Below are 21,990 nucleotides of genomic sequence, written 5' to 3'. Positions count from 1 at the left end.
GCGTGTCGGGCGCCCGACACGCCGACGGTGCGCCGGGGAACCCCCGCAGTTTCAATTGAAACTGTGATCCGTCGTGCCTGAGATCTGCAGTTTCAATTGAAACTGCGGTTCACGGCTGCCCGCGTCGCTCAGCTGCGGGCCGGGCGTTGGGTCGGGATCGGGTGCGGGGGCCAGGGGCCGAGCTCGGGGAGGGGGCCGGACGGGGTTCGGTCCGGGGTCCGGCCGGCCAGCCAGGCCGCCAGGTCCTGCACTCGGCCGGTGATCTCGGTGGGGCCCGTGGACCACGTTCCGTCGCCGTCGGTTCGGCGGAGGGTGAAGCCCTCGGGGAGCCGGGGGAGCAGGAAGTCGATGGCGTGCTCGGAGAACTCCGGGGTCCACTGCTCCGGGCCGACGCCGACGTCCAGGTCGACCAGGTGGATCCAGACCTCGCGCCAGCGCATCCGCACGATCCCGGCGAGGTCGCCGTTGCGGAACCGCACCGGGCGGTTCCAGTCCGCCTCCGCCGCCTGCGACCAGACCGCCTCCAGCGCCGCGCTGTGCCGGGCGAGCCGGGCGCGGTGCTCCTCGGCGCTGTTGCCGGCGAGCCCTTCGATGATCGCGTCGCGTTCCTGCTGGCCGCCGTCGTAGGCATCGACGAGCTCGCCGCGCAGCGCGTGGGCGGAGACCCGTGCGAAGGCCCGCGCGTTGTCCGTCAGGTGCGCCAGCACGTGCCCACGGCTCCAGCCGGGGAGAAGCGACGGGGCGGCGATCTGTTCGTCGGTCAGAGCGGAGATGGCCTCGAGGAGGTACTGGTGTCCCTCGACGACGGCGCTGAGCGGAAGCCTCACGCGCGGCGATCCTAGCCCCCGCTGCCGAGAGCCGGGATCACTCCGGGGTGTAGCTGCGGTAGGCGGCGACGAGCTGGGCCTCGGCGGCGTCGAAGTAGCCCTCCAGGCGGTCGGCCGCTTCCTGCACCTGACCAGCGCTGATCAGGTCCGCGATCTCCCGGTGCGGTTTCAGGTACGGCTCGTGGAGCTCGCGCGGCCGGGACCTGCGGTGGAACGCCAGCCGCAGCTCGGCGAGCAGCCGGCGCATCGTCTCGTTGACCCGCGGGCTCTCGGCCAGCGCCGCCAGCGCTTCGTGGAACCGCATGTTCGCGGTTCCCACGTCCCACCAGCGCTCTTCCCCGGCCGCGCGCTCACCCTCGGTGACCGCCTGGTCCACTGCGGCCACCAGTTCCGACGGTGCCCCGGCCGCCCGGCGCACCGCGCTGATCTCCAGCAACCGTCGGATGCGGTAGAGGTCGATCACGTCCTCGTCGCTGAGCACCCGGACGAACACGCCGCGGTGGAACTCGTGCACCAGCAGCCGCTCGTGCACCAGCAGCCGGAACGCTTCGCGCAGCGTGTTGCGCGAGACGGCGAGTGCTCGGCCTGCGCTTTCCTCGGACAGCCTGGTGCCCGGCGCGAGCGCGCCGTCGATGACCCGCTGGCGCAGCAGCTCGGCGACGCGCTCGGCCGTGCTCGTGCGGTCGAGCAGCGACCGGTCGGCCGCCAGGAGGTCCGCCCAGGGATCCGCGGTGGTCAATCCAGCTCCCCACGACGCCGGTTCAGTTGATCTCGAGTGTAACGAGAATTTTCACCCAGGGTATTGCCGGATTGTTCAACAATTCTCTATGTTGTCCCGAACCGCCTGCTCGCGCGGTCTCCAAGTCGACGTTCCCCCCACCGGCCCCGGTCGGTGCGCAGCTGATCGGAGTGCCATGGCTGAGACGACGACGACCGAGAAGGGATCCTCGGCCGCCAAGCGGAGCACCCTGCTCGGCGCGGTGTTCCTGATGGCCACCAGTGCGATCGGGCCCGGCTTCATCACCCAGACCACCGAGTTCACCATCCAGCTCGGCGCCGCGTTCGCCTTCGCGATCCTGGTGTCGATCCTGGTCGACGTTGCCGTGCAGCTGAACGTCTGGCGGGTCATCGGCGTCTCCGGCATGCGGGCGCAGGACCTGGGCAACAAGGTGGTGCCCGGCCTCGGCTACCTGATGGCGGCGCTGGTCGTCTTCGGCGGACTGGTGTTCAACGTCGGCAACATCGCCGGCACCTCGCTCGGCCTGGACGCGCTGTTCGGCCTGGACGCCAAGATCGGCGGCACGCTGTCCGCGGTCATCGCCATCGGCATCTTCCTGAGCAAGAAGGCCGGTGTGGCCATGGACCGCATCGTCGTGGTCCTCGGCGTGGTGATGATCCTGCTGACTGCGTTCGTCGCGTTCGCCTCCGCACCGCCGGTCGGTCAGGCGCTGAAGGAAGCCGTGCTGCCCAGCGACGTCGACTTCCTGGCCATCACCACGCTCATCGGCGGCACCGTCGGCGGCTACATCACCTACGCCGGTGCGCACCGCCTGGTCGACGCCGGGGTGACCGGCCCGGAGCGGATCGTCGACGTCAGCCGCAGCTCGGTCGTCTCGCTGCTGGTCACCGGCGTGATGCGGATGGTGCTGTTCCTCGCGGTGCTCGGCGTCGTCGCCGGCGGCGTGGCGCTGACCTCGGCCAACCCGACCGCGGAGGCGTTCCAGCACGCTTCCGGCGAGATCGGCATGCGGCTGTTCGGCATGATCCTCTGGGCCGCCAGCATCACCTCGGTCGTCGGCGCGGCCTACACCTCGGTGTCGTTCCTGGTGACCTTCTCGCCGAAGCTGGCCCGCGCCCGCAACTGGCTCGTGGTGGGCTTCGTCGCGATCTCCGCGGTGGTGTTCCTGCTGCTCGACAAGGCCCCGACCACGCTGCTGGTGCTGGCCGGAGCGCTCAACGGGCTGATCCTGCCGGTCGGCTTCGGCGTGCTGATGTACGTCGCCGCCCGCCGCCGTGACCTGCTCGGGGGATACCGCTACCCGAAGTGGCTGCTGATCGTGGGTGTGGTCGCGTGGCTGCTGACCCTGTACCTGGGATACAACTCGCTCGGCGGCATCGCCGCGCTGTGGAAGTGAGGTGGGCATGGACCTCAATTCGGACCTCGCGGAGGGCTTCGGGCGCTGGGAGCTCAGCGATGACGAGGCGCTGCTGGGCATCGTGACCAGCGCGAACGTCGCCTGCGGTTTCCACGCCGGGGACGCCACGGTGATCCGCGGCGCGGTCGAGCAGGCCGCCAAGCAGGGCGTGGTCGTCGGCGCGCAGGTCAGCTACCGCGACCTGGCCGGGTTCGGCCGCCGCTTCATCGACGTCCCGCCGCGCGAGCTGGCCAACGACGTGATCTACCAGATCGGTGCGCTGGCCGGGTTCGCCCGCATCGCCGGGACCGAGGTCGGCTACGTCAAGCCGCATGGCGCGCTCTACAACGCGATCGTGCACCACGCCGACCAGGCCGCCGCGGTGGTCGAGGCGGTGCGCGCCTACGACCCGTCGCTGGCGGTGCTCGGACTGCCGGGCTCGCAGTGGCTGGAGCAGGCCGAACGGGCCGGGCTGCCGGTGTTCCGCGAGGCCTTCGCCGATCGCGCCTACACACCGGAGGGCACGCTGGTGTCGCGGCGTGAGCCCGGCGCGGTGCTGCACGACCCGGAGCTGATCGCGCAGCGCTGCCTGCGGCTGGCGGCCGGTGAGCCGATCGAGGCCGCCGACGGATCGATGATCCGCGTCGAAGCCGACTCGATCTGCGTGCACGGCGACAGCCCGGGCGCGGTGGCCATCGCCGAATCCGTGCGGGACCAGCTGGTCGCCGGTGGTGTCGAGCTGCGGCCGTGCGTCGCGCGGGGTCTGTGATGAGGTTCCTGCGGTGCGCTGACTCCGGCCTGCTCGTCGAACTGGACGACCTCGAAGCCGTGCAGGCGCTCTACGCCGCGCTCGCCGAGGCGCCGCCCGAGGGGGTCACGGACCTGGTCCCGGCAGCGCGGACGTTGCTGCTGCACCTGGATCCGCAGCGCGCCAACGCCGCCGCGATCGAGGCCGCGGTGCGCGCCGTGGAACCGCGCGGAACCGCTGGTAGTGACGGCTCCCTGGTGGAGGTGCCGGTGGTCTACGACGGCGCGGACCTCGCGGAGGTCGCGAAGCTGACCGGGCTCACCGAGCGAGAGGTGGTGCACCGGCACACGAGTGCGGTGTGGACAGTCGCCTTCGGCGGCTTCGCACCGGGTTTCGGCTACCTCGCCGGTGGCCCGCCGGAGCTCGCGGTGCCGCGCCGGACCGAATCGCGGACCAAGGTGCCGCCCGGTTCGGTCGGGCTCGCCGGTGCGTTCAGCGGCATCTACCCGCGCGAATCGCCCGGTGGCTGGCAGCTGATCGGACGCACCGATCTCGAGATCTGGCGGACGGACCGCAATCCGCCCGCGCTGCTGCGCCCGGGTGTGCGGGTGCTTTTCCAGGAGGTCCGATGAGCTGCGTGGAGGTGCTCGCCACCGGACCGCTCGCGACCGTCCAGGACCTGGGGCGGCCGGGGCTGGCGGGGATCGGCGTCGGGCCGTCCGGCGCGGCCGACGGCGGCGCTTTCCGGCTGGCCAACCGGCTGGTGGGCAACGACGAGGGCGCGGCGGCGATCGAGGTCACCTTCGGCGGGCTCGAGGTGCGCGCCACCCGGGACCTCACCGTCGCGCTGACCGGCGCGCCGTGTCCGATCACAGTGGACGGTCGTGGTGCTGCGGCGAACTCGGTCGTGCGGGTCCCCTCCGGTGCGGTCCTGAAACTGGGGCTGCCCGACCGGGGTCTGCGCAGCTACCTCGCCGTGCGCGGAGGCATCGACGTCGAACCGGTGCTGGGTTCGCGGGCCACCGACGTGCTGGCCGGGCTGGGGCCGGAGCCGCTGGCACCGGGTTCGGTGCTGCCGGTGGGCCCGGCGCCGCAGCAGTTCCCCCGGGTGGACCAGGCGCCGGTGGCGGTGTGCGCGGCCGACGAGATCACGCTGCGCGTGGCGTTCGGGCCGCGGCACGACTGGTTCACCGAGGAAGCGCTGACCGCCCTGGTCAGCAGCCCATACGAGGTGACCGCGGAGAGCAACCGGGTCGGCATGCGGCTGGCCGGACCGGCGCTGGAGCGCAGCCGGACCGACGAGCTGCCCAGCGAGGGCATGGTCCCCGGCGCGCTGCAGGTGCCGCCGTCAGCGCGGCCGACCCTGTTCCTGGCCGACCACCCGGTGACCGGCGGGTACCCGGTGATCGCCGTGGTCGTCGCCGCAGACCTGGACAAGGCCGCTCAAGCCCGCCCCGGCCAGCGAATCCGCTTCCGCCGCAGCAGCTGAGCAACAGGTCGTGAGCGGCGATGGCGGTAAGAGCCACCACCGCCGCTCACGAGACAGACGACGAGGAGTTCTGCCATGACGAACCCGCAGGAGATGTCCCCGGAGCAGGCCCGCGCCGCGTTCCGCGCCGGGCTGCGCGTGCCCACCTCGGGCTACAGCGCCGGGTGGACCCAAGCGAACCTGATCGCCCTGCCGCGCGAGTTCGCCTACGACTTCCTGCTGTTCGCGCAGCGCAACCCGCGCTCCTGCCCGGTGCTGGACGTGACCGAGCCCGGGGAGACCAGCGCCGGGATCTTCGCCGGGGACCTGCGCACCGACCTGCCCGCCTACACCGTCTACCGGGACGGCGAGCTGGTCGAGGAGCGGGCGGAGGTCACCGACCTGTGGCGGGACGACCTGGTGTCGTTCCTGGTCGGCTGCAGCTTCACCTTCGAGGCCGCGCTGCTGGAGGCCGAGGTCCCGGTGCGCCACATCGAGGCCGGCAGCAACGTGCCGATGTACCGGACGAACCGCGAATGCCGCCCGGCCGGCCGGCTGTCCGGACCGCTGGTGGTGTCGATGCGCCCGATCCCGGCCGAGCTCGTCCCCGACGCCGTCCGCGTCACCTCCCGCTACCCGTCCGTGCACGGTGCGCCGGTGCACGTCGGCGCCCCGGAAGCGCTGGGCATCGCCGACATCGACCGGCCGGACTTCGGCGACGCGGTGGAGATCCGCCCGGGCGAGATCCCGGTGTTCTGGGCCTGCGGGGTGACCCCGCAAGCAGCGGTGATGCAGTCCAAACCCCCGTTCGCCATCGGCCACGCACCCGGCTACATGGCCATCACCGACTCCCGGGACAGCCGCTACCTCGTCCCGTAGCGGGCCGGCAGACCGAGCGTCCACAATGCACTCGTCGAATCGGGCAACTGTCCGAACTGGACTGATTTCGCGGGATTCGGCCGAATACCGCGTTCTCGGCGCGTCGAGGTTCGTGCATTCTGCGGTGTGACGGCCGCCGTTCCGGCTGTTGACTCCCCTTGCGGAGCTGGCAGGCGGGACGAGGAGGTTCGGCGCAGTGGCGCATTCGGGGCGATTGGTCCGGAAGTTGGCGGTCTCGGTGAGCGCGTTGCTGGTGGGCGCCGGGTTGCTGGCGGTACCCGCCGCGGCCCAGCCGACCGGCGCACCACCGGTCTCCTGGAAGAAGTGCAAGACCGGGGACTTGAGCGGGGTTCCGGTCACGCAGTGGCACCTGTTCAGCTGCGCCACCTACCCGGTGCCGATCGACCACGACGACCCGGGCAAGGGCACCGTCGAGCTGGCGATGATGCGGCGCGCGGCGACCAAGGCGGACGAGCGCATCGGGTCGCTGTTCATGAACCCGGGAGGCCCCGGCGGCAGCGGGTACAACCGGCCGACGACGGCGGGCAACCGCTTGAGCCCCGAGGTGCTGGAACGCTTCGACATCATCGGCTTCGACCCGCGCGGGGTGAGCCGCAGCACTCCGCTGCGCTGCTTCACCTCGGCGAAGAAGGCCGAAGACGTGATGAGCCGGATCTCGTCGGTACCGGTCACCGACGAGCAGATCGACACCACCATGGGCGCCTACCAGGACTACGGCCGGTCCTGCGAGGAGAACGCCGGTGAACTGCTGCGGCACATGTCGACCAAGGACGTCGCGCGGGACCTGGACCTGATGCGGCAGGGCGTGGGCGACGACCAGCTCAACTACGTCGGCTTCTCCTACGGCACCCTGCTGGGCGCGACCTACGTCAACCTGTTCCCGGAGCGCAGCCGCGCGATCGTGCTCGACGGCAACGTCGACCCCGGCCTGCGGACCTCCGACGGCATCGAGCACGACCGCGAACGGGCGCAGGGCTTCGAGATCACGCTGGCCGGATTCCTGCAGCGCTGCGCCGAGAACCCGGACAAGTGCGCGTTCGGCGCCGGCGATCCGCGGGCGAAGTTCGACGAGATCCGCGACCACCTGCGAGAAGAGCCGATCACCATGCCCGACGGCACGGAGATCACGCTCGACCAGTTCAACGACAGCACCGGAAGTACGCTGTACACCCCGGAGAAGTACGAGCAGCTCGCCAGCGACCTCGAGTCGATGTACCGGCAGCTGCACCCGCGGCCTGGGCTGGTCCCGGAGCTGCTGACGGTGCTCGACGTGCCGACGCAGCTGGGCAAGTTCGATGCGCCGGCGGACGCCGCTTCGGACTACGTCGACGACAGCTACTTCGCGGTGAACTGCACGGACAAGCCGTTCCCGCGCGCGCCCGAGCAGGTGCCGGGCATCGCGGCGAAGTGGGAGGCGGAGTCCTCGACCTTCGGCCGCTCGCAGGCCTTCAGCGATCTCGCGGGCTGCTCGTCGTGGCCGGAGACCGGCCAGGACGTCTACCGCGGGCCGTGGGCGCACCAGGCGGAGAACCCGGTGCTGCTGTTCGGCAACCGCTACGACCCGGCGACCCGCTACGACTTCTCCCGCCGGATGGAGCAGCAGCTGGGCAACGCGCGCCTGGTCACCGTCGACGCGTACGGCCACTGCATCCTGGGCCGCAGCGCCTGCGCCGACGCGTTCGCGGCGAACTACCTGATCAACCTGGAAGTCCCGGAGCCCGGCCAGGTCTGCCAACCGAACAAGCAGCCCTTCAGCTGAGCCCTCTCGAACTACGAAAAGTCCCCCCGCCCGAGGAGAAGGGCGGGGGGACTTCTTCGTTGGGGTCGACGCGCCGGTCGCCTCTGCGGCGAGTGGCGCGACGCGGCTCCTGCCGAACGGTATTCCGCGAAGGCGTTAGTTGAGGCCCGGGGACACGGGCGCATCGACCAGACTGTTCAACGGGCGGGTGGGGTCTGGTGTTCCGGGTTCTGCTGTGAGCCACCCCTCACCTGATCGAGACCTCCTGACACGCGCCCCTTCGATGCTTGACTGCCGGGCTCGCGCCGCCGCTGGTCCTAGCTTCGAGGCATGGATTTCCACGACGAGGTTCGAGTCGGACAGCACACCTACGGAATCAACGCGAAGGGCGAACTCGCTGGCGAGGACCAGCCGGCCGGGGTGGCGGTGGAGTTCACCGGCGCCGATGCCGACGGCCGCGTGGTCGCGGAGGGGAACCTGCTGATCGCCGTCGACGGTTTGGGCGATGCCAGCGCGTTCCTGACCCGGACGCTGGACGCTCTGGCGGCCTTGCACGCCCCGCCGGGGCGATCCCGAAGTCGACCACGCCCGCCGAACGCCGGGCGGCCGTGGACCGATGCCGACGGCGAGCTGCTGCGCGAGCGGTGGTTGAACGCGCTCGGTGAGTCGGCGGCGCGGTTGGCCGGGGAGCTCGCCGAGGAGCTCGGCCGCACCCGTGCCGCGGTGCGCGCACAGCTTCCCCGGCTGGGCTGCGACCCCGACGTGCCGGGGCGGCCCCTCGGGCAGGCCTGACATCGGTGCAGGTCGCGGCCGATCCTGCCGAATTCCGAATTCCAGCGGTTCGCATTCGGGGAAAACGTCGATTGGCTCGGCGAACAATTGGTTTGCGGCGGGCCGAAAACTTCGTTTGGAGAATGGGAAGAATGAATTGAACTGAGGCGTTTCCGGATGGGGTTTTGATTTATCGGGGAAAGGGGGTAATGTTCCGGGGCGGAGAAGGGGAGTAGTCCTCAATATCGCGGTCGACATGCTGGTGCCCGTTCAGTGCGCACCCGGTCGCGGAGCCTTGGATTCGAGGTGGGCGAGACCTTCGGAACCGGCAATGGCATGCCGGGCCGAAGATGCTGCGCGCCTTCGTCCTGGCCGTGATGTGAGAGGTGGACGTTCATCGTGCTGGGCAGTCTTGCGCTGAGTTCCGTGGCTATCTTCGTGGCCGAGCTCGGGGACAAATCCCAATTGATGGCGATGACCTTCGCGACCCGCTATCGCGCGTGGCAGGTGCTGATCGGCATCACCATCGCGACCACTGCGGTGCACGCGGCTTCGGTCGCGCTGGGGTTCGGAATGGGTGAACTCCTGCCGACCGAGTGGATCGCGTTGATCGCGGGAGTCGCGTTCCTGGGATTCGCCGCTTGGACGTTGCGCGGTGATCGGCTGACGGAGGAGGAGAAGGGCAAGGCCGCTCGGAGCGTCGGTTCTGCCGTGCTCGTGGTGACGGTCGCGTTCTTCCTCGCGGAGCTGGGCGACAAGACCATGCTGGCCACGGTCACGCTCGCCACCCACCACGACTGGCTCGGCACCTGGATCGGGTCGACGATCGGCATGGTGGTGGCCGACGCGCTGGCCATCGGAGTCGGCTTGCTGCTCGGAAAGCACCTGCCGGAGCGGATGATCCGCTACGGAGCCGCGGCGCTCTTCGCGATCTTCGGCGGCTGGCTGATCATCGACGCCGCGCTCGCCCTCGCGTGACATCGGTTCTTCTTCGGTGATGATGCGGGGTTGAACGCGAAAAGCGGGTGCGACGCCGATCGGCATCGCACCCGCTTTCCCGGATTCAGCTTCTCGTGCTGCTAATGGTGACGAGCAGTGCTCTTGGTAGCGACGTTCAGCACTTCTCGAAGGTGGTGGAAGCGGAGCGGTAGGTGGCTCCGGTGGAGCTCGTCGTCTCGGTGTAGACCTCGACGGTGCCGCCGGTGGTGCACGGGGCCTTCGTGGTCAGCTGGACCTCGGTGCCGCTCTGCGCCAGTTCACCGATCACCTTGGGCGTCGCGTCCTTTTGCGCCACGACGATGCGAACGTTGACCGTCGCCGTGTTGGTGCAGCCGGTGCGCCCGCCCGTGGCGACCAGGGTGTCGCCTTCGCGGGTCGGGTGGTTGGCGAAGAGCGCGCACGCCGGGGACTGCTCCGGAGCGGCAGCGATCGCCGGAACAGCGGGCGCGAGCGCGAACGCGGAGAGCGCGGCCGCAACGCCGAACATGACGGGTGAACGTCGCATTCCGATGCCTTCTTTCTGACTGTTGAAATTGCCAGCAGGGGGCATCGGGGAGTCGATCACCCGGCTTGATCGCTGTCAATTCGGGGTCGAGTGGAGCGGATTTTTTCACCCGGCCGAGTAAAGTCATTCGGCGTGTCGTCGCCCGTTTTCGATTCGGGGCATTGCTTGAGCCAGAAAAATATGAATCCTGATCATGTCGTAGCGTGGCTGCAGAATCTGCAACAGCTCTGTTAATCTTGCGCGTCGGTCGATGGGGGTGCGGATGTCCAAGACGGTGGCCAAGGCGGTCCACGTGCTGGACTCCCTCGCCGCGGCACCCAAGACGATCGCGGAGCTGGCCCGGGAACTGGGCGTGCACAGCTCGTCCGCGCTGCGGATGGTGCAGCCGCTGGCCGACGGCGGCCTGATCGCCCGAGGACCGGACAACCGGTACCGGCTCGGGCTGCGGCTGGCCGAACTCGGGCAGCAGGTGCTCGACGAGATGGACCTGCGGGTCGTCGCCCGGCCGCACCTGATCGCGCTCGCCGAGGCGACCCGCTCGACGGTGCACCTGGCGCAGCTGGTGGACGACCAGATCGTCTACGTGGACAAGATCGAGGGCGCGACGACGATCCGCACCTGGTCGCGCATCGGCCGGGCGGTACCGCTGCACACCGCGGCCGCCAGCAAGGCGATCCTGGCCGCGCTGCCCGCGCCGGACCGCGATCGCCTGCTGGACGCGCACACCTTCACCCGCTTCACCGAGCGCACCATCACCGATCCGGCCGAGTTCCGGGAGCACCTCGAAGCGGTCGAGCGCGCCGGCTACGCGACCGACCAGGCCGAGTTCGAACCGCTGGTGCGCTGCACCGGGGTCGCGATCCCGGACGCGACCGGGCGGCTGGGCGCGGCGATCTCGCTGACCGCGGTCCGGGCCGCAGCCGACCGACCTGCGGTGGACAACCCGCTCCGCCGGATGCGCGAGGCGGCCAACGCGATCGCCACCGCGCTCGGCCGACCGCTGCACTGAGAGCCCGTCCGGCGCCTCCTGGGCAGCGCAACCACCGACGGCCTCTGATGCGCTCGAGTGATCGGGGGAACTCCCGGCAACCCGTGACGCCGGCAAACGGTGTTCGTTAGCAGGATGATCGGTGCTACCCGGGAGAGGATCGCGATGAGCTGGATGATCTACGGCGCGAGCGGCTATACCGGCCGGCTGGTCGCCGACCTGGCGATCGACCGCGGTGAACGCCCGGTGCTGGCCGGTCGCGCCCCGGCGAAGATCGCTGAAGTGGCCACTCCGCGAGGGCTGCCCTACCGGAGCTTCGACCTCGCCGACCCGGAAGCGGTGGACGAGGGCCTGGCGGGCATCGACGTCGTCGCGCACTGCGCCGGGCCGTTCTCGGCGACCTCGGCGGCGATGGTCGAGGGCTGCCTGCGCGCCGGCGCGCACTACCTGGACATCACCGGCGAGATCGACGTCTTCGAGTCGGTGTTCGCCAACCACGAGCGCGCCCGCAGCGCCGGGGTCGTGCTGCTGCCCGGTGCCGGTTTCGACGTGGTGCCGACCGACTGCCTGGCCGCGATGGTCGCCGCCGAACTGCCCACCGCGACGCACCTGGACCTGGCCTTCCAGACCAGCGGCGGGATCAGCGGCGGCACTTTGAAGAGCGCGCTGGAGGGAGCAGCGCTGGGCGGTCGCGCCCGCATCGACGGAGAAGTGCGTGAGGTACCGATGGCGTGGCGGCGGCGGGAGGTGCTGTTCCCGTCCGGCTCGCGGCGGGTCACCTCGCTGCCCTGGGGCGATGTGAGCACGGCCTACCGCAGCACCGGGATCGCCAACATCACCACGTTCGCCCACCTGCCCGGGCTGGACCGGGCGGGGCGCCGGTCGAGCCGGTTGTCTCGAGCGCTGCTGAGCAGTTCCGCGGTGCAGCGGCTGGGCAAGGCCGCGATCAGCGCTGTCGTGAGCGGTCCCGGCAAGAGCGCCAGGTCCCGCAGCTGGGTCGAGGTGTACGCCGAGGCCACCGACGACGCCGGGCGCAGCGTCTCCGCAGCTCTGATCGGCCCGGACACCTACGACCTCACGGCCGACTCGGTCCTGCGCGCGGTCAACGCACTGCAATCCGAACAGCCGGCACCCGGCGCCCACACGCCGTCCACGGCCTTCGGCCCGGACTTCGTCCGCCGACTTCACGGAATCCGGATCATCGAACCAGCCCGCAGCTGACCGCGGGTACGAGGTGGTCGTCGACCGGTGTTGGCACGCAGATGACCCTGGTCGCCCTCCGGCGCTCGCTCGGCCACGTCGCGGAAATCCTCGGTCGGTCGTGGCGGACGCGATGCCGGGGCCAAAGCCCGATCACCTGGGAACCGGATCCGCGACTCACCTCGGACGCCAACCGACTGGCCGAGAACGGCATCCGGCTCCCCGCCACGTCGCAGCTCCCGCCAGTGCGCTCCCACCTGGACTGGACCGCATGAACGGTGACCATTCCGGTCAGAGCGAGCGATGCCACCGGCGGTCGTTCCGGCGGGGTGCTCTTCCCATTTCCCGGCGATAGCCCCGTCTAGGGGTTGGCGTTGCGGGCTCGCATCCCTAACGTATGAGCGGAACATGAGTCCTGCTCACATTTAAAGGATCGAGATGATCATCGTTCAGCCTCCGCGCCGCAGACTCAGATCCCTCACGGTGGTGTCACTGCTTCTCGTCGTGATGACCCTGGTACTCGGTCCGACGTCCAGCTCCGCGGCGGAGCCCGGCTGGTGGACCCCGACCGCGCGGCCCACGCCCGACGCGCAGATCAACGTCACGGGCGAGCCGTTCAAGGGCACCGATGCCCAGGGGCGGGTAAGGGGCTTCGTCGACGCCCACGACCACATCATGGCCAACGAGGGCTTCGGCGGTCGGTTGATCTGCGGCAAGCCGTTCTCGGAGCAGGGCGTCGCTGACGCGCTCAAGGATTGCCCCGAGCACTACCCCGACGGCTCGCTCGCGATCTTCGACTTCATCACCAAAGGCGGCGACGGCAGGCACGACCCCAACGGGTGGCCCACGTTCAAGGACTGGCCCGCCCACGACTCGCTGACCCACCAGCAGAACTACTACGCCGGAATCGAGCGGGCGTGGCGCGGTGGCCAGCGGGTGCTGGTCAACGACCTGGTCACCAACGGCGTGATCTGCTCGGTCTACTTCTTCAAGGACCGCAGCTGCGACGAGATGACCGCCATCCGCCTCGAGGCGAAGAAGTCGTACGACATGCAGGCCTTCATCGACAAGATGTACGGCGGCCCGGGCAAGGGCTGGTTCCGGATCGTCACGGACAGCGCGCAGGCCCGCGAGGTCATCAAGCAGGGCAAGCTGGCCGTCGTCCTGGGGGTTGAGACCTCCGAGCCGTTCGGCTGCAAGCAGATCCTGGACCAGGCGCAGTGCAGCGAGGAAGACGTCGACCGCGGCCTGGACGAGCTGCACCAACTGGGCGTGCGCAGCATGTTCCTGTGCCACAAGTTCGACAACGCCCTGTGCGGAGTGCGCTTCGACTCCGGCGCCCTCGGTACGGCCATCAACATCGGCCAGTTCCTGTCGACCGGCACCTTCTGGAAGACGGAGACCTGCCGCGGCCCGCAGCACGACAACCCCATCGGCAACGCGGCGGCACCGGAGGCGGAGAAGCAGCTCCCGAAGGGGGTGACTGTCCCTTCCTACGCCTCGGACGCGCAGTGCAACAGCCGCGGGCTGACCGACCTGGGTGCGTACGCGGTGCGCGGCATGATGAAACGCAACATGATGCTGGAGATCGACCACATGAGCGTCAAGGCCGCGGACCAGGCCTTCGACATCCTCGAATCCGAGTCGTACCCGGGCATCATCTCCTCCCACAGCTGGATGGACTCGGACTGGACCGAGCGGCTCTACAAGCTCGGCGGGTTCATCGGCCAGTACATGAGCGGCTCCGAGGCGTTCAGCGCGGAGGCCGAGCGCACGGACGCGCTGCGCGAGAAGTACGGGGTCGGCTACGGCTACGGCACCGACATGAACGGTGTCGGAGGTTGGCCGGGCCCGCGGGGTGGGGACACCCCGAACCCCGTGAAGTACCCCTTCCGCAGCGCGGACGGCGGCTCGATGATCGACAGGCAGACCACCGGCGAGCGCACGTGGGACTTGAACACCGACGGCGCCGCGCACTACGGCACGGTCCCGGACTGGATCGAGGACATCCGGATCGTCGGCGGTCAGGGGGTCGTGGACGACCTCTTCGCGGGTGCCGAGTCCTACCTCCGGACCTGGGGGAACGCCGAGAAGCACAAGTCCGGGGAGAACCTGGCCTCGGGCGCGGCCGCTTCGGCGTCCTCAACGGAGTGGTGGAACCCGGTCGCCAGCTTCGAGCCCGGCAAGGCCGTGGACGGCGACGCGGACACCCGCTGGGCCAGCGAGTGGAACAACGACCAGTGGCTGCGGATCGACCTCGGATCCGATGAGCCGGTCAAGCGCGTCACCCTCGACTGGCAGGCGGCGTACGCGAAGTCGTACCGCGTCGAGCTGTCGGAAGACGGTACGAACTGGAAGGCGGTGTGGTCCACGGCCGCCGGTGACGGTGGCCTGGACACGGCACGCTTCGCCGGAACTCGGGCGCGCTACGTACGAATCAAGGGGCTGGAGCGCGGAACCCGGTGGGGCTACTCACTTCGCGAGGTCGGCGTCTACGCCAACTGACGCACCCGTGAGGTGGTGTCCAGGGCCGGGGCCGGCCGGATCAGCTCTCCTGATCCGGTCGGCCCCGGCTGGCTTTCCGGCGTGTTCGCCGACCGAGCCACGCAGGGCGCAGCGAACCGCACGTCGCGAAATCCGTAGCCGATGGGTCGACCGCCCCTGCGGTCTCTCGTTCTTCCGGTCGCCAGTCACCGGAGCCGATCGTTCAGGTAGCTCTTGAGGACTCGTTTGCACTCGGCGATCAGCTGGGCGTCGCCCTGCGGATCGGTGCGGAAGGCGAGTTTCAGCACGCTGTCCGCGCACTCCAGGGCCACCCGCACCGCGATCTCCAGTTCGGCGTTGTCCTGGGTTCCGGTCAGGGATGCGGTCAGCGCGCGCAGCCTTCCGGCGACCGCGGTGTTGTTGTCCAGGTTCGGCTCCAGGATGTGGTCCTGCCCCACCGCGCCGAAGTCGACCACGCCGAAACCGGTGATCGTCTGCCGCATGGTGACGAACTCGTCGACGGTCACATCGACGATGCCTGAGATGTCGTCGGGCTCCACGCGCTCCAGCCGGTCTGCGACCCGCTCCAAGAAGGACTCCAGATTGCGGGCGGCGAGCGCGCCGATCAGCCCCTCCCTGTCGGAGAAGAACTGGTAGAGGGTGCCGATGGGCACCCCGGCCCTGCGGGCCACCTCCTTGGTGGTCAGCGCGGCATAGCCGACCTCGTCCAGGAGTTCGGCGCAGGCGTTCAGCAGCCGTTCGAAGCGTTCGGCGCTGCGCTTCTGGACTGGCAGCCGGCGCAGCGTCCCTGCATTGCGGTCTTGGCTCACGCTTCCATCATCCCATCGAACGCGTTAACGTGAGCATGGCTCATGTTTTAGGAGGTTGGGTGTGACACTGGACCATCTCCCCGCGAACTTCGTCTGGGGCGCTTCGACGGCGTCGTACCAGATCGAGGGCGCCACCGAGGAGGACGGCCGCGGACCGTCGGTATGGGACACCTTCACCGCCCGGCCCGGCGCAGTCCGCGACGGGCACACCGGTGCCGTGGCCTGCGACCACTACCACCGGTACGAGGAGGACATCGCGCTGATGGCCGAGGCGGGCCTCACCGGCTACCGCTTCTCCGTCGCCTGGCCCCGGATCCAGCCGACCGGCACGGGAGAGGTCAACCTCCGGGGCTTGGACTTCTACGACCGGCTGGTCGACGGCCTGCTCTCACGTGGCATCGAACCCGTCCCGACCCTCTTCCACTGGGACCTCCCGCAGGGCCTCGAGGACGACGGCGGCTGGTTGAACCGCGACACCGCGCACCGCTTCGCCGAGTACGCCGCCATCATGGCCGACAGGCTGGGCGACCGCGTCCAGAAGTGGATCACGCTCAACGAGCCGTTCGTCCACATGGTCTGGGGCTACGGCCTCGGCACCCATGCGCCGGGCCGCACCCTGTTCCTGGACTGCCTGCCGGTCGCCCACCACCAGCTGCTCGGCCATGGCCTGGCGCTGCGGGAGCTGCGGGCGCGCGGCCTCCAGGTGATGATCGCCAACAACTGCACCCCGGTCTGGCCTGCCTCGGACGCCCCCGCCGACCGCGCTGCCGCGCGAGCCTACGACAACCTGCACAACCGCCTGTTCAACGACCCGATCCTCACGGGCGCCTACCCCGATCTGTCGGTCTTCGGCGCGGAGGCCACCTTCGGCGGCTCCGTCCGGGACGGCGATCTCGAACTGATCTCGGCCCCCCTGGACGCGCTCGGCATCAACTACTACAACCCGACCCGGATCCAGGCGCCGGCGTCCGAGGGCCTGCCGTTCGAAGAGGCGCCCATCGAGGGCTACCGCCGCACCGCCTTCGACTGGCCCGTCGTCCCCGACGGTCTGCGGGAACTGCTCGTCGGCCTCAAGGAGCGCTACCCGGCGCTCCCGCCGGTTTACATCACGGAGAACGGCTGCTCGGTCGAGGACGTCGTCGACGCGGACGGCACCGTCCTCGACCTCGACCGCATCGACTACTTGGACACCCACCTCCAGGCCGTCGACGCCTCCGTGGCCCAGGGCGTGGACGTGCGCGGCTACTTCACCTGGACCCTGATCGACAACTTCGAATGGGCCGAGGGCTTCCACCAGCGCTTCGGTCTCGTCCACGTCGACCACGACACCCAGGTCCGCACCCCGAAGGCGTCCTTCGCGTGGTATCGCGACCTCATCCGCGCTCAGCGCGGCTGAGCCGCCCGTCCACCTGCAGGTCTACGACGCGCCCGCGACCCACCTGGCCCGCCCTTCGACAACGATGTCAACTCAGTGAAGGAAGTCTGCATGCGCAACGGCAGATCCCCGGCCCCGGGCTCCCCGCGCCTGCGGCGCCGGCACCCAGTCCCCTTGGCGTGGGCCCTCGTCATCGCAACGGCGCTGGTGGCGGCGTTCACCCCGCCGTCCGCCGCCACCGGCCGGGCGGACACCGAGCAGTCCAACGTGGACCTGGTCAACCCGTTCATCGGGACGTCGGGCCGCAGCGACACCGAGTACGGCGGGATGATCCCGAGCACCGCCCCGCCGTTCGCCATGACCCGCTGGTCGCCGATGACCCGGCAGAACTACGTGAGCCGGACCCCGTACCACTACGACGACACGAAGATCAGCGGCTTCATCGGCACCCACCAGCCGGCCATCTGGATGGGCGATTCCGGCTACGTGGTGGGCATGCCCGGCGTGGGGCCGGTGAAGACGAGCCCCGACGACCGGGCGCTGCCGTTCAGCCACGCCGACGAGCACGCCGCACCGGACCGCTACTCGGTTCGGATGCAGGCCGGTTCGGGCCGGACGCTGAAGACGGAGATGACCGGGACGTCCCGCGTGGGTCTGCTGCGCACGACGTATCCGGAGGGCGTGGACACCAACTTCGTGCTGCAGGCGACCCGTTCGGGCGTCACCGGCAACGTGCACGTCGATCCCGCCACCCGGGAGATCACCGGCTACAACCCGGACCGGCAGGACAGCAACCTCGGCCCGTTCAAGGCATCGAACTTCAAGGGGTACTTCGTCGCCCGGTTCGACACCGGCTTCGACAGCTACGGCACGGCCACCGGCGGGACGCTGCACGAAGGCCAGGGCGACCGCACCGACGGCGACCTGTCCGCGTACGTGCGCTTCCCCTCCGGCACCCGGACCGTGCAGGTGCGGATCGCGACATCGTTCATCTCCTTGCAGCAGGCGCGCGCCAACCTGGCCGCCGAGGCCCCGGACGACCGGTCCTTCGAGCAGATCGCCGAAACCACCCGAGCGCAGTGGAACGAGAAGCTGAACCGGGTCCGTCTGCAAGGTGCGACCGCCGACCAGCAGGCGATCTTCTACACGTCGATGTACCACGCCCTGCAGTACCCGTCGGAGAACTCCGAACAGGGGCGCTATTACAGCGCCTACGACGACGAGGTCCACTCCGGTGTCAGCTACACCGGCTACTCGCTGTGGGACACCTTCCGCGCCGAGAACGCGTTCCTGACGCTCTTCGCCCCCGAGCGGATCGACGACATGGTCACCTCGATGCTCCACGACTACCAAGAGGGCGGCTGGCTGCCCATGTGGAAGAACATCACCGAGACCAACATCATGGTCGGCACCAACGCCGACTCGGTGATCGCGGAGGACATCGCCAAGGGCTTCACCGGCTTCGACCGCAACCTCGCGTACGAGGCGGTGCGCAAGGACGCGATGACCCCGCCGGACAAGGACACCGAACTCGCCTACTTCGACCGCCAGCAAGGAACCCCGGTGGAAGCCCGGGCCGGCCTGACCTACTACGAGCAGAACGGCTGGGTCGCCGCGGACCGCACCGCGGAGTCCGCGTCCCGCACGCTGGACTACGCGTACGAGGACTGGGCGGTCGCCCAGGTCGCCAAGGCCGTCGGCAAGACCGACGACGCGGAGATGTTCCTCAGGCGCAGCGCGAACTACAAGAAGCTGTACAACCCCGCGACCGGCTTCATGCAGGCCCGCAACCTCGACGGCTCCTGGGCGATCGGCGGCTGGACCGAGGGCGACCGGTGGGTCTACACGCTGGACGTCCTGCACGACGTCCCGGGGCTGATGGACCTGATGGGCGGTCAGGAGAAGTTCGCGGCGTGGCTGGACGACTACTTCGCCGGCGGCCACAACAACCACACCAATGAGCCGAGCCATCACGTCGCCTACCTCTACGACGACGCCGGCCAGCCGTGGAAGACGCAGGAGGCGGTGCGCCGCATCGCCGCGGCGAACTACGCGAACCGCACCGACGGTCTCAGCGGCAACGAGGACTGCGGACAGATGTCCGCCTGGTACGTGCTGTCCTCGCTGGGCATCTACCCGGTCAACCCCGCATCGGCGACGTACGCCGTGGGCAGCCCGTTCTTCGACCGGGCTTGGGTGCAACTGCCGAACGCGCCCCGCCCGTTGACCATCAGCGCCCCGGGGGCGGCGACGAACCAGTACGTCAAGTCGTTGTCCCTGAACGGCCAGGGCATCAACCATCCGGTCCTGAGCCATGCCGACCTGCTGCGGGGCGGCACGCTGCGCTTCGCGATGAGCGACACGCCGCAGGGCTGGGGCGCCTCGTCGACGCCTCCGCAGGAAGCGGACGCGCACTGACACAGCCCGCCGACGGCGGGCCGCGCCCGGAACACCGCCTGCGCGGCCCGCCTGCCAAGATGCTGCGTCGCGCACGCGCGGGCCGGGCTGTCGAGCCGCGGAATTGACCACTTCCCGTCGCGGCCCCGGGGTCACTCGGCGAGGAGGCGGAGCATTCCGGTGGGGCCGGAGTCGGCCGCCAGGAATTCGAGGTAGGGGCCCTCGCCGGAGGGCGGTCGCAGGGAGGCGAATTCGGCGCGGTCGCCGACCAGGTCCATGCCGGTCGTCTCGGCCCAGGCGTGGGCCTGCGCGCGCGGGTCGGGGGTGTCGACAACGATCGCGGCGACCGGACCGGTGCGCTCGTAGACCTTGCGGGGTTCGAGCACGCACAGCTCGTTGCCCTCGACGTCGGCCATCACCACCCAGGGCACGTCGCTGCTCTGGTCGATGTCGGCGAAGCGGGCACCCGCGTTGAACAGCCGCTCGACGATCTTGTTCTGGTCGTCGTGCGATTCGCTGCGCAGGTCCAGGTGCACGCCGTTCTTGCCGGTCTTGGTCGTCGAACTCGGCACGAACCGCAGCTCGACCCCGGCGCCGGTGGGGCGCACCGAGGTGCCGTCGAGGTGCCAGCCGAGCACGTCGGCCCACCAGCGCGCGAGCCGCTCCGGCTCCCGCGCCGAGAACTCCACGACGACCGGCGCCACATCCGAAAGCTACCGCAGAGCCCGCGTTCGGGAGCGGTGGAAATCGAGTGGCGGACGCCGGCCCCGGTGGGCCAAGCTGCTGGTCATGCTGATTCGCGACGCGCGCCCGGACGACTGGCCGGCGATCTGGCCGTTCATGCGGGACATCGCGGCAGCGGGGGAGACGTTCTCCTGGGACCGCGGGATCTCCGAGGAGAGCGCCTGGGAGCGGTGGTTCCCAGGGCTTCCGGGGCGCACGGTAGTCGCGGTCGAGGGCGATTCAGTGCTCGGCACCGCGGTGTCCGGGCCGAACCACGAAGGCCCGGCCGCGCACGTGGCGACCGCGAGCTTCATGGTCGACCCGGCGCACGCCGGACGCGGTGCCGGGCGTGCGCTGGGGCGCCACGTGCTGGACCAGGCGCGGGCCGACGGTTTCCGCGCGATGCAGTTCAACGCCGTGGTGGAGACCAACACCCGGGCCGTCGGCCTGTGGCGGTCCCTGGGCATGGAGATCGTCGGGACGCTCCCGCAGGCCTTCCACCACCCGGTGCACGGCTACGTCGGCCTGCTCGTCATGTACCGGCTTCTGTGAGCCCGGTCCGGAGGTCGTCGAGGAGGGTCGGCAGCACGACTTCCTCCTCGACGGCGCGGGCAGCGGTGGACATGAGCTCGGCCAGCGCCGGATCCCACGGGGTCGGCACCGGGGTCCCGACGAGGTTCGGCAGGTCGGTGCGCTCCGCGGCGGCCCGGTCGACGGCCTGGCGGTAGTCGGCGGCCGACATCCGCCAGGGCTGGACGTCGTGGTGCTCCCAGAGCGACCGCGCGATGCCGATGCCCGTCCAGTCGAAGTCGCCGTGGTGGTGCAACGTCGCGCCGTCGGAGATGAGCCGGCCCAGCAGGGTCAGCGCGACCGTCGACGGATGTCCCGACACGCACACCACGGGGTGCTCGATGCGTTCCGCCGCAGCGCACTCCAGCACTCGCGGGTTCTCGCACACCGCGACGGCGGTGCCGGGCTCGACCAGCCGGGGCGGAGCGGTGCGCAGGTCGAGGTGGGTCAGGTGCGTCGGCAGGCCGAGCTCGGAGCGCTGCCGGACGGTGCTCGACCAGGCATCCGGGCCGACCAGCGGCAGGGCCCAGCTGAGCACGGTCGAGGACACCGCGTCGAGGGTGACGCCGCAGCGCTCCCACAGCGCTCGTCGCTCCCGCTCGTTGCTCGGCGATTCGACCCCGTGCGCCAGCGCGGCGGCTTTGAGCACGACCCGGCTCAAGGTCGTGCCGTTGTCCAGCTGGTACTCGGCGTTGACGCGCGCCGCGAGTTCACCGCGCGACGTCCACACCTCGGGCGCGCGGTCCAAGGAGATCCGGGCCAGCACCCCGGCCGCGCGCCGCGCGACGGTCGGCAGCTCGTCCGCGGCGACCCGGCCGTACTGGTGGATCCACTGCATCCACGGCGCGACCCAGTCCGCGTCAGCGAGTCCCTGCTCGTCCAGCGCCGCGCGCAGCGTCGCGACCGTCTGCTCCTGCTGCTCATCCCCGGAGCTCGACTCTCGCTGGACCACCGGTCGCCCGTGCAAGATCTCCAGGACTTCCTCGAGTCCCAACCCGAATCCGCGCTCCCGAACAGCAGCGTCCAATTTGGACACGCTGATCCGGGTGCCCATGCCCATCATCGGGCGCCCGTAAACCTCGCCCACGGCCTGCTGCGCCTCGGCGTCGGGCAGCTCCAACCGGAACGTCGCCGCGGGCTTGGGCGCCTCCAGCGCTTCTCGCGCCTGCTCCCACAACCCGCGCAGAGCCTCGACGCCCCACGCAGCGCGAACGTCGTCCGCAACCCCCACGGAAAATCCTCCTACGACCTAGCTCAGGGCACTGTTCGCCCTGGTGAACGCACGTGAGCACTTCGAGGCGCTGTAGCACCCCAACGTACTCACGTGCCATG

At 69.9% G+C, this 21,990-nt stretch carries 20 protein-coding genes; 14 read left to right on the top strand and 6 right to left on the bottom strand.

Going from position 1 to position 21,990, the window contains the following annotated elements:
* Positions 1 to 128: 128 nt before the first annotated feature.
* A complete protein-coding gene (locus tag OU415_RS17160) occupies positions 129 to 827 on the bottom strand; it encodes a maleylpyruvate isomerase family mycothiol-dependent enzyme (RefSeq protein ID WP_270949832.1) in 699 nt (232 codons plus the stop codon).
* 37 nt (positions 828 to 864) lie between these two features.
* Positions 865 to 1,566, bottom strand: a complete 702-nt coding sequence (locus OU415_RS17155; protein ID WP_270949831.1) for a GntR family transcriptional regulator — start codon at positions 1,564 to 1,566, stop codon at positions 865 to 867.
* Between the two features lie 175 nt (positions 1,567 to 1,741).
* Here OU415_RS17155 and OU415_RS17150 point away from each other — a divergent pair, with 175 nt between their 5' ends.
* The 8 genes from OU415_RS17150 (at position 1,742) to OU415_RS17115 (ending at position 9,565) form a co-directional block, all read left to right on the top strand.
* Positions 1,742 to 2,962, top strand: a complete 1,221-nt coding sequence (locus OU415_RS17150; protein WP_270949830.1) for an NRAMP family divalent metal transporter — start codon at positions 1,742 to 1,744, stop codon at positions 2,960 to 2,962.
* Positions 2,963 to 2,969: 7 nt separating this feature from the next.
* A complete protein-coding gene (locus OU415_RS17145) occupies positions 2,970 to 3,731 on the top strand; it encodes a LamB/YcsF family protein (RefSeq protein ID WP_270949828.1) in 762 nt (253 codons plus the stop codon).
* Positions 3,731 to 4,342 (top strand): 5-oxoprolinase subunit PxpB, encoded by a 612-nt coding sequence (gene pxpB / locus OU415_RS17140; RefSeq protein WP_270949827.1) that lies wholly within the window; start codon positions 3,731 to 3,733, stop codon positions 4,340 to 4,342. Before OU415_RS17145 ends, pxpB begins: the two co-directional genes overlap by 1 nt.
* The gene (locus tag OU415_RS17135; protein WP_270949826.1) at positions 4,339 to 5,199 is read left to right on the top strand and encodes a 5-oxoprolinase subunit C family protein; all 861 of its coding nucleotides are present in this window, start codon (positions 4,339 to 4,341) and stop codon (positions 5,197 to 5,199) included. Before pxpB ends, OU415_RS17135 begins: the two co-directional genes overlap by 4 nt.
* 75 nt (positions 5,200 to 5,274) lie before the next feature.
* The gene (locus OU415_RS17130) at positions 5,275 to 6,057 is read left to right on the top strand and encodes a putative hydro-lyase (RefSeq protein ID WP_270949824.1); all 783 of its coding nucleotides are present in this window, start codon (positions 5,275 to 5,277) and stop codon (positions 6,055 to 6,057) included.
* Between the two features lie 238 nt (positions 6,058 to 6,295).
* Positions 6,296 to 7,837 carry an alpha/beta hydrolase gene (locus OU415_RS17125; RefSeq protein WP_270949823.1) on the top strand — a complete coding sequence of 514 codons (1,542 nt, stop codon included), beginning with the start codon at positions 6,296 to 6,298 and terminating at the stop codon, positions 7,835 to 7,837.
* A gap of 309 nt (positions 7,838 to 8,146) precedes the next feature.
* Entirely contained in the window at positions 8,147 to 8,608 is a 462-nt protein-coding gene (locus tag OU415_RS17120; RefSeq protein WP_270949822.1) for a hypothetical protein, read from the top strand.
* Between the two features lie 405 nt (positions 8,609 to 9,013).
* Complete coding sequence (locus tag OU415_RS17115; RefSeq protein ID WP_270949821.1) at positions 9,014 to 9,565, top strand: TMEM165/GDT1 family protein; 552 nt, start codon at positions 9,014 to 9,016, stop codon at positions 9,563 to 9,565.
* A gap of 136 nt (positions 9,566 to 9,701) precedes the next feature.
* Here the strand turns inward: OU415_RS17115 and OU415_RS17110 are convergent, their stop codons facing one another.
* Positions 9,702 to 10,091 (bottom strand): hypothetical protein, encoded by a 390-nt coding sequence (locus tag OU415_RS17110; protein WP_270949820.1) that lies wholly within the window; start codon positions 10,089 to 10,091, stop codon positions 9,702 to 9,704.
* Between the two features lie 262 nt (positions 10,092 to 10,353).
* Here OU415_RS17110 and OU415_RS17105 point away from each other — a divergent pair, with 262 nt between their 5' ends.
* The 3 genes from OU415_RS17105 to OU415_RS17095 all read left to right on the top strand — a co-directional run bounded on the left by OU415_RS17105 (position 10,354) and on the right by OU415_RS17095 (position 14,784).
* A complete protein-coding gene (locus tag OU415_RS17105; RefSeq protein WP_270949819.1) occupies positions 10,354 to 11,100 on the top strand; it encodes an IclR family transcriptional regulator in 747 nt (248 codons plus the stop codon).
* Positions 11,101 to 11,244: 144 nt separating this feature from the next.
* A complete protein-coding gene (locus OU415_RS17100) occupies positions 11,245 to 12,300 on the top strand; it encodes a saccharopine dehydrogenase family protein (protein ID WP_270949818.1) in 1,056 nt (351 codons plus the stop codon).
* A gap of 462 nt (positions 12,301 to 12,762) precedes the next feature.
* Entirely contained in the window at positions 12,763 to 14,784 is a 2,022-nt protein-coding gene (locus OU415_RS17095) for a discoidin domain-containing protein (protein ID WP_270949817.1), read from the top strand.
* 185 nt (positions 14,785 to 14,969) lie between these two features.
* Here the strand turns inward: OU415_RS17095 and OU415_RS17090 are convergent, their stop codons facing one another.
* Positions 14,970 to 15,593: a TetR/AcrR family transcriptional regulator gene (locus OU415_RS17090; RefSeq protein ID WP_270949816.1), complete on the bottom strand. Its 624-nt coding sequence runs from the start codon at positions 15,591 to 15,593 to the stop codon at positions 14,970 to 14,972.
* A 61-nt stretch (positions 15,594 to 15,654) separates the two neighbouring features.
* Between OU415_RS17090 and OU415_RS17085 the strand changes: the two genes are divergently transcribed.
* Together OU415_RS17085 and OU415_RS17080 are read left to right on the top strand one after the other, a co-directional pair.
* Positions 15,655 to 16,989, top strand: coding sequence for a GH1 family beta-glucosidase (locus tag OU415_RS17085; RefSeq protein WP_270949815.1), 1,335 nt, complete (start codon positions 15,655 to 15,657; stop codon positions 16,987 to 16,989).
* A 90-nt stretch (positions 16,990 to 17,079) separates the two neighbouring features.
* Complete coding sequence (locus OU415_RS17080) at positions 17,080 to 19,386, top strand: GH92 family glycosyl hydrolase (RefSeq protein ID WP_270949812.1); 2,307 nt, start codon at positions 17,080 to 17,082, stop codon at positions 19,384 to 19,386.
* 131 nt (positions 19,387 to 19,517) lie between these two features.
* On the opposite strand, the gene OU415_RS17075 is transcribed toward OU415_RS17080, so the two are convergent.
* A complete protein-coding gene (locus tag OU415_RS17075) occupies positions 19,518 to 20,069 on the bottom strand; it encodes a VOC family protein (RefSeq protein WP_270949810.1) in 552 nt (183 codons plus the stop codon).
* An 85-nt stretch (positions 20,070 to 20,154) separates the two neighbouring features.
* Here OU415_RS17075 and OU415_RS17070 point away from each other — a divergent pair, with 85 nt between their 5' ends.
* Entirely contained in the window at positions 20,155 to 20,640 is a 486-nt protein-coding gene (locus OU415_RS17070; RefSeq protein ID WP_270949809.1) for a GNAT family N-acetyltransferase, read from the top strand.
* Here OU415_RS17070 and OU415_RS17065 read toward each other — a convergent pair.
* On the bottom strand, positions 20,621 to 21,889 hold the full coding sequence (locus tag OU415_RS17065; protein WP_270949808.1) for a TIGR02679 family protein: 1,269 nt from the start codon (positions 21,887 to 21,889) through the stop codon (positions 20,621 to 20,623). The genes OU415_RS17070 and OU415_RS17065 overlap by 20 nt on opposite strands.
* Positions 21,890 to 21,990: the final 101 nt, after the last annotated feature.

This window comes from Saccharopolyspora oryzae, from assembly GCF_027853915.1.
Taxonomy (GTDB): Bacteria; Actinomycetota; Actinomycetes; order Mycobacteriales; family Pseudonocardiaceae; genus Saccharopolyspora; species Saccharopolyspora oryzae.
This window is presented reverse-complemented; position numbering and strand designations above follow the sequence as displayed.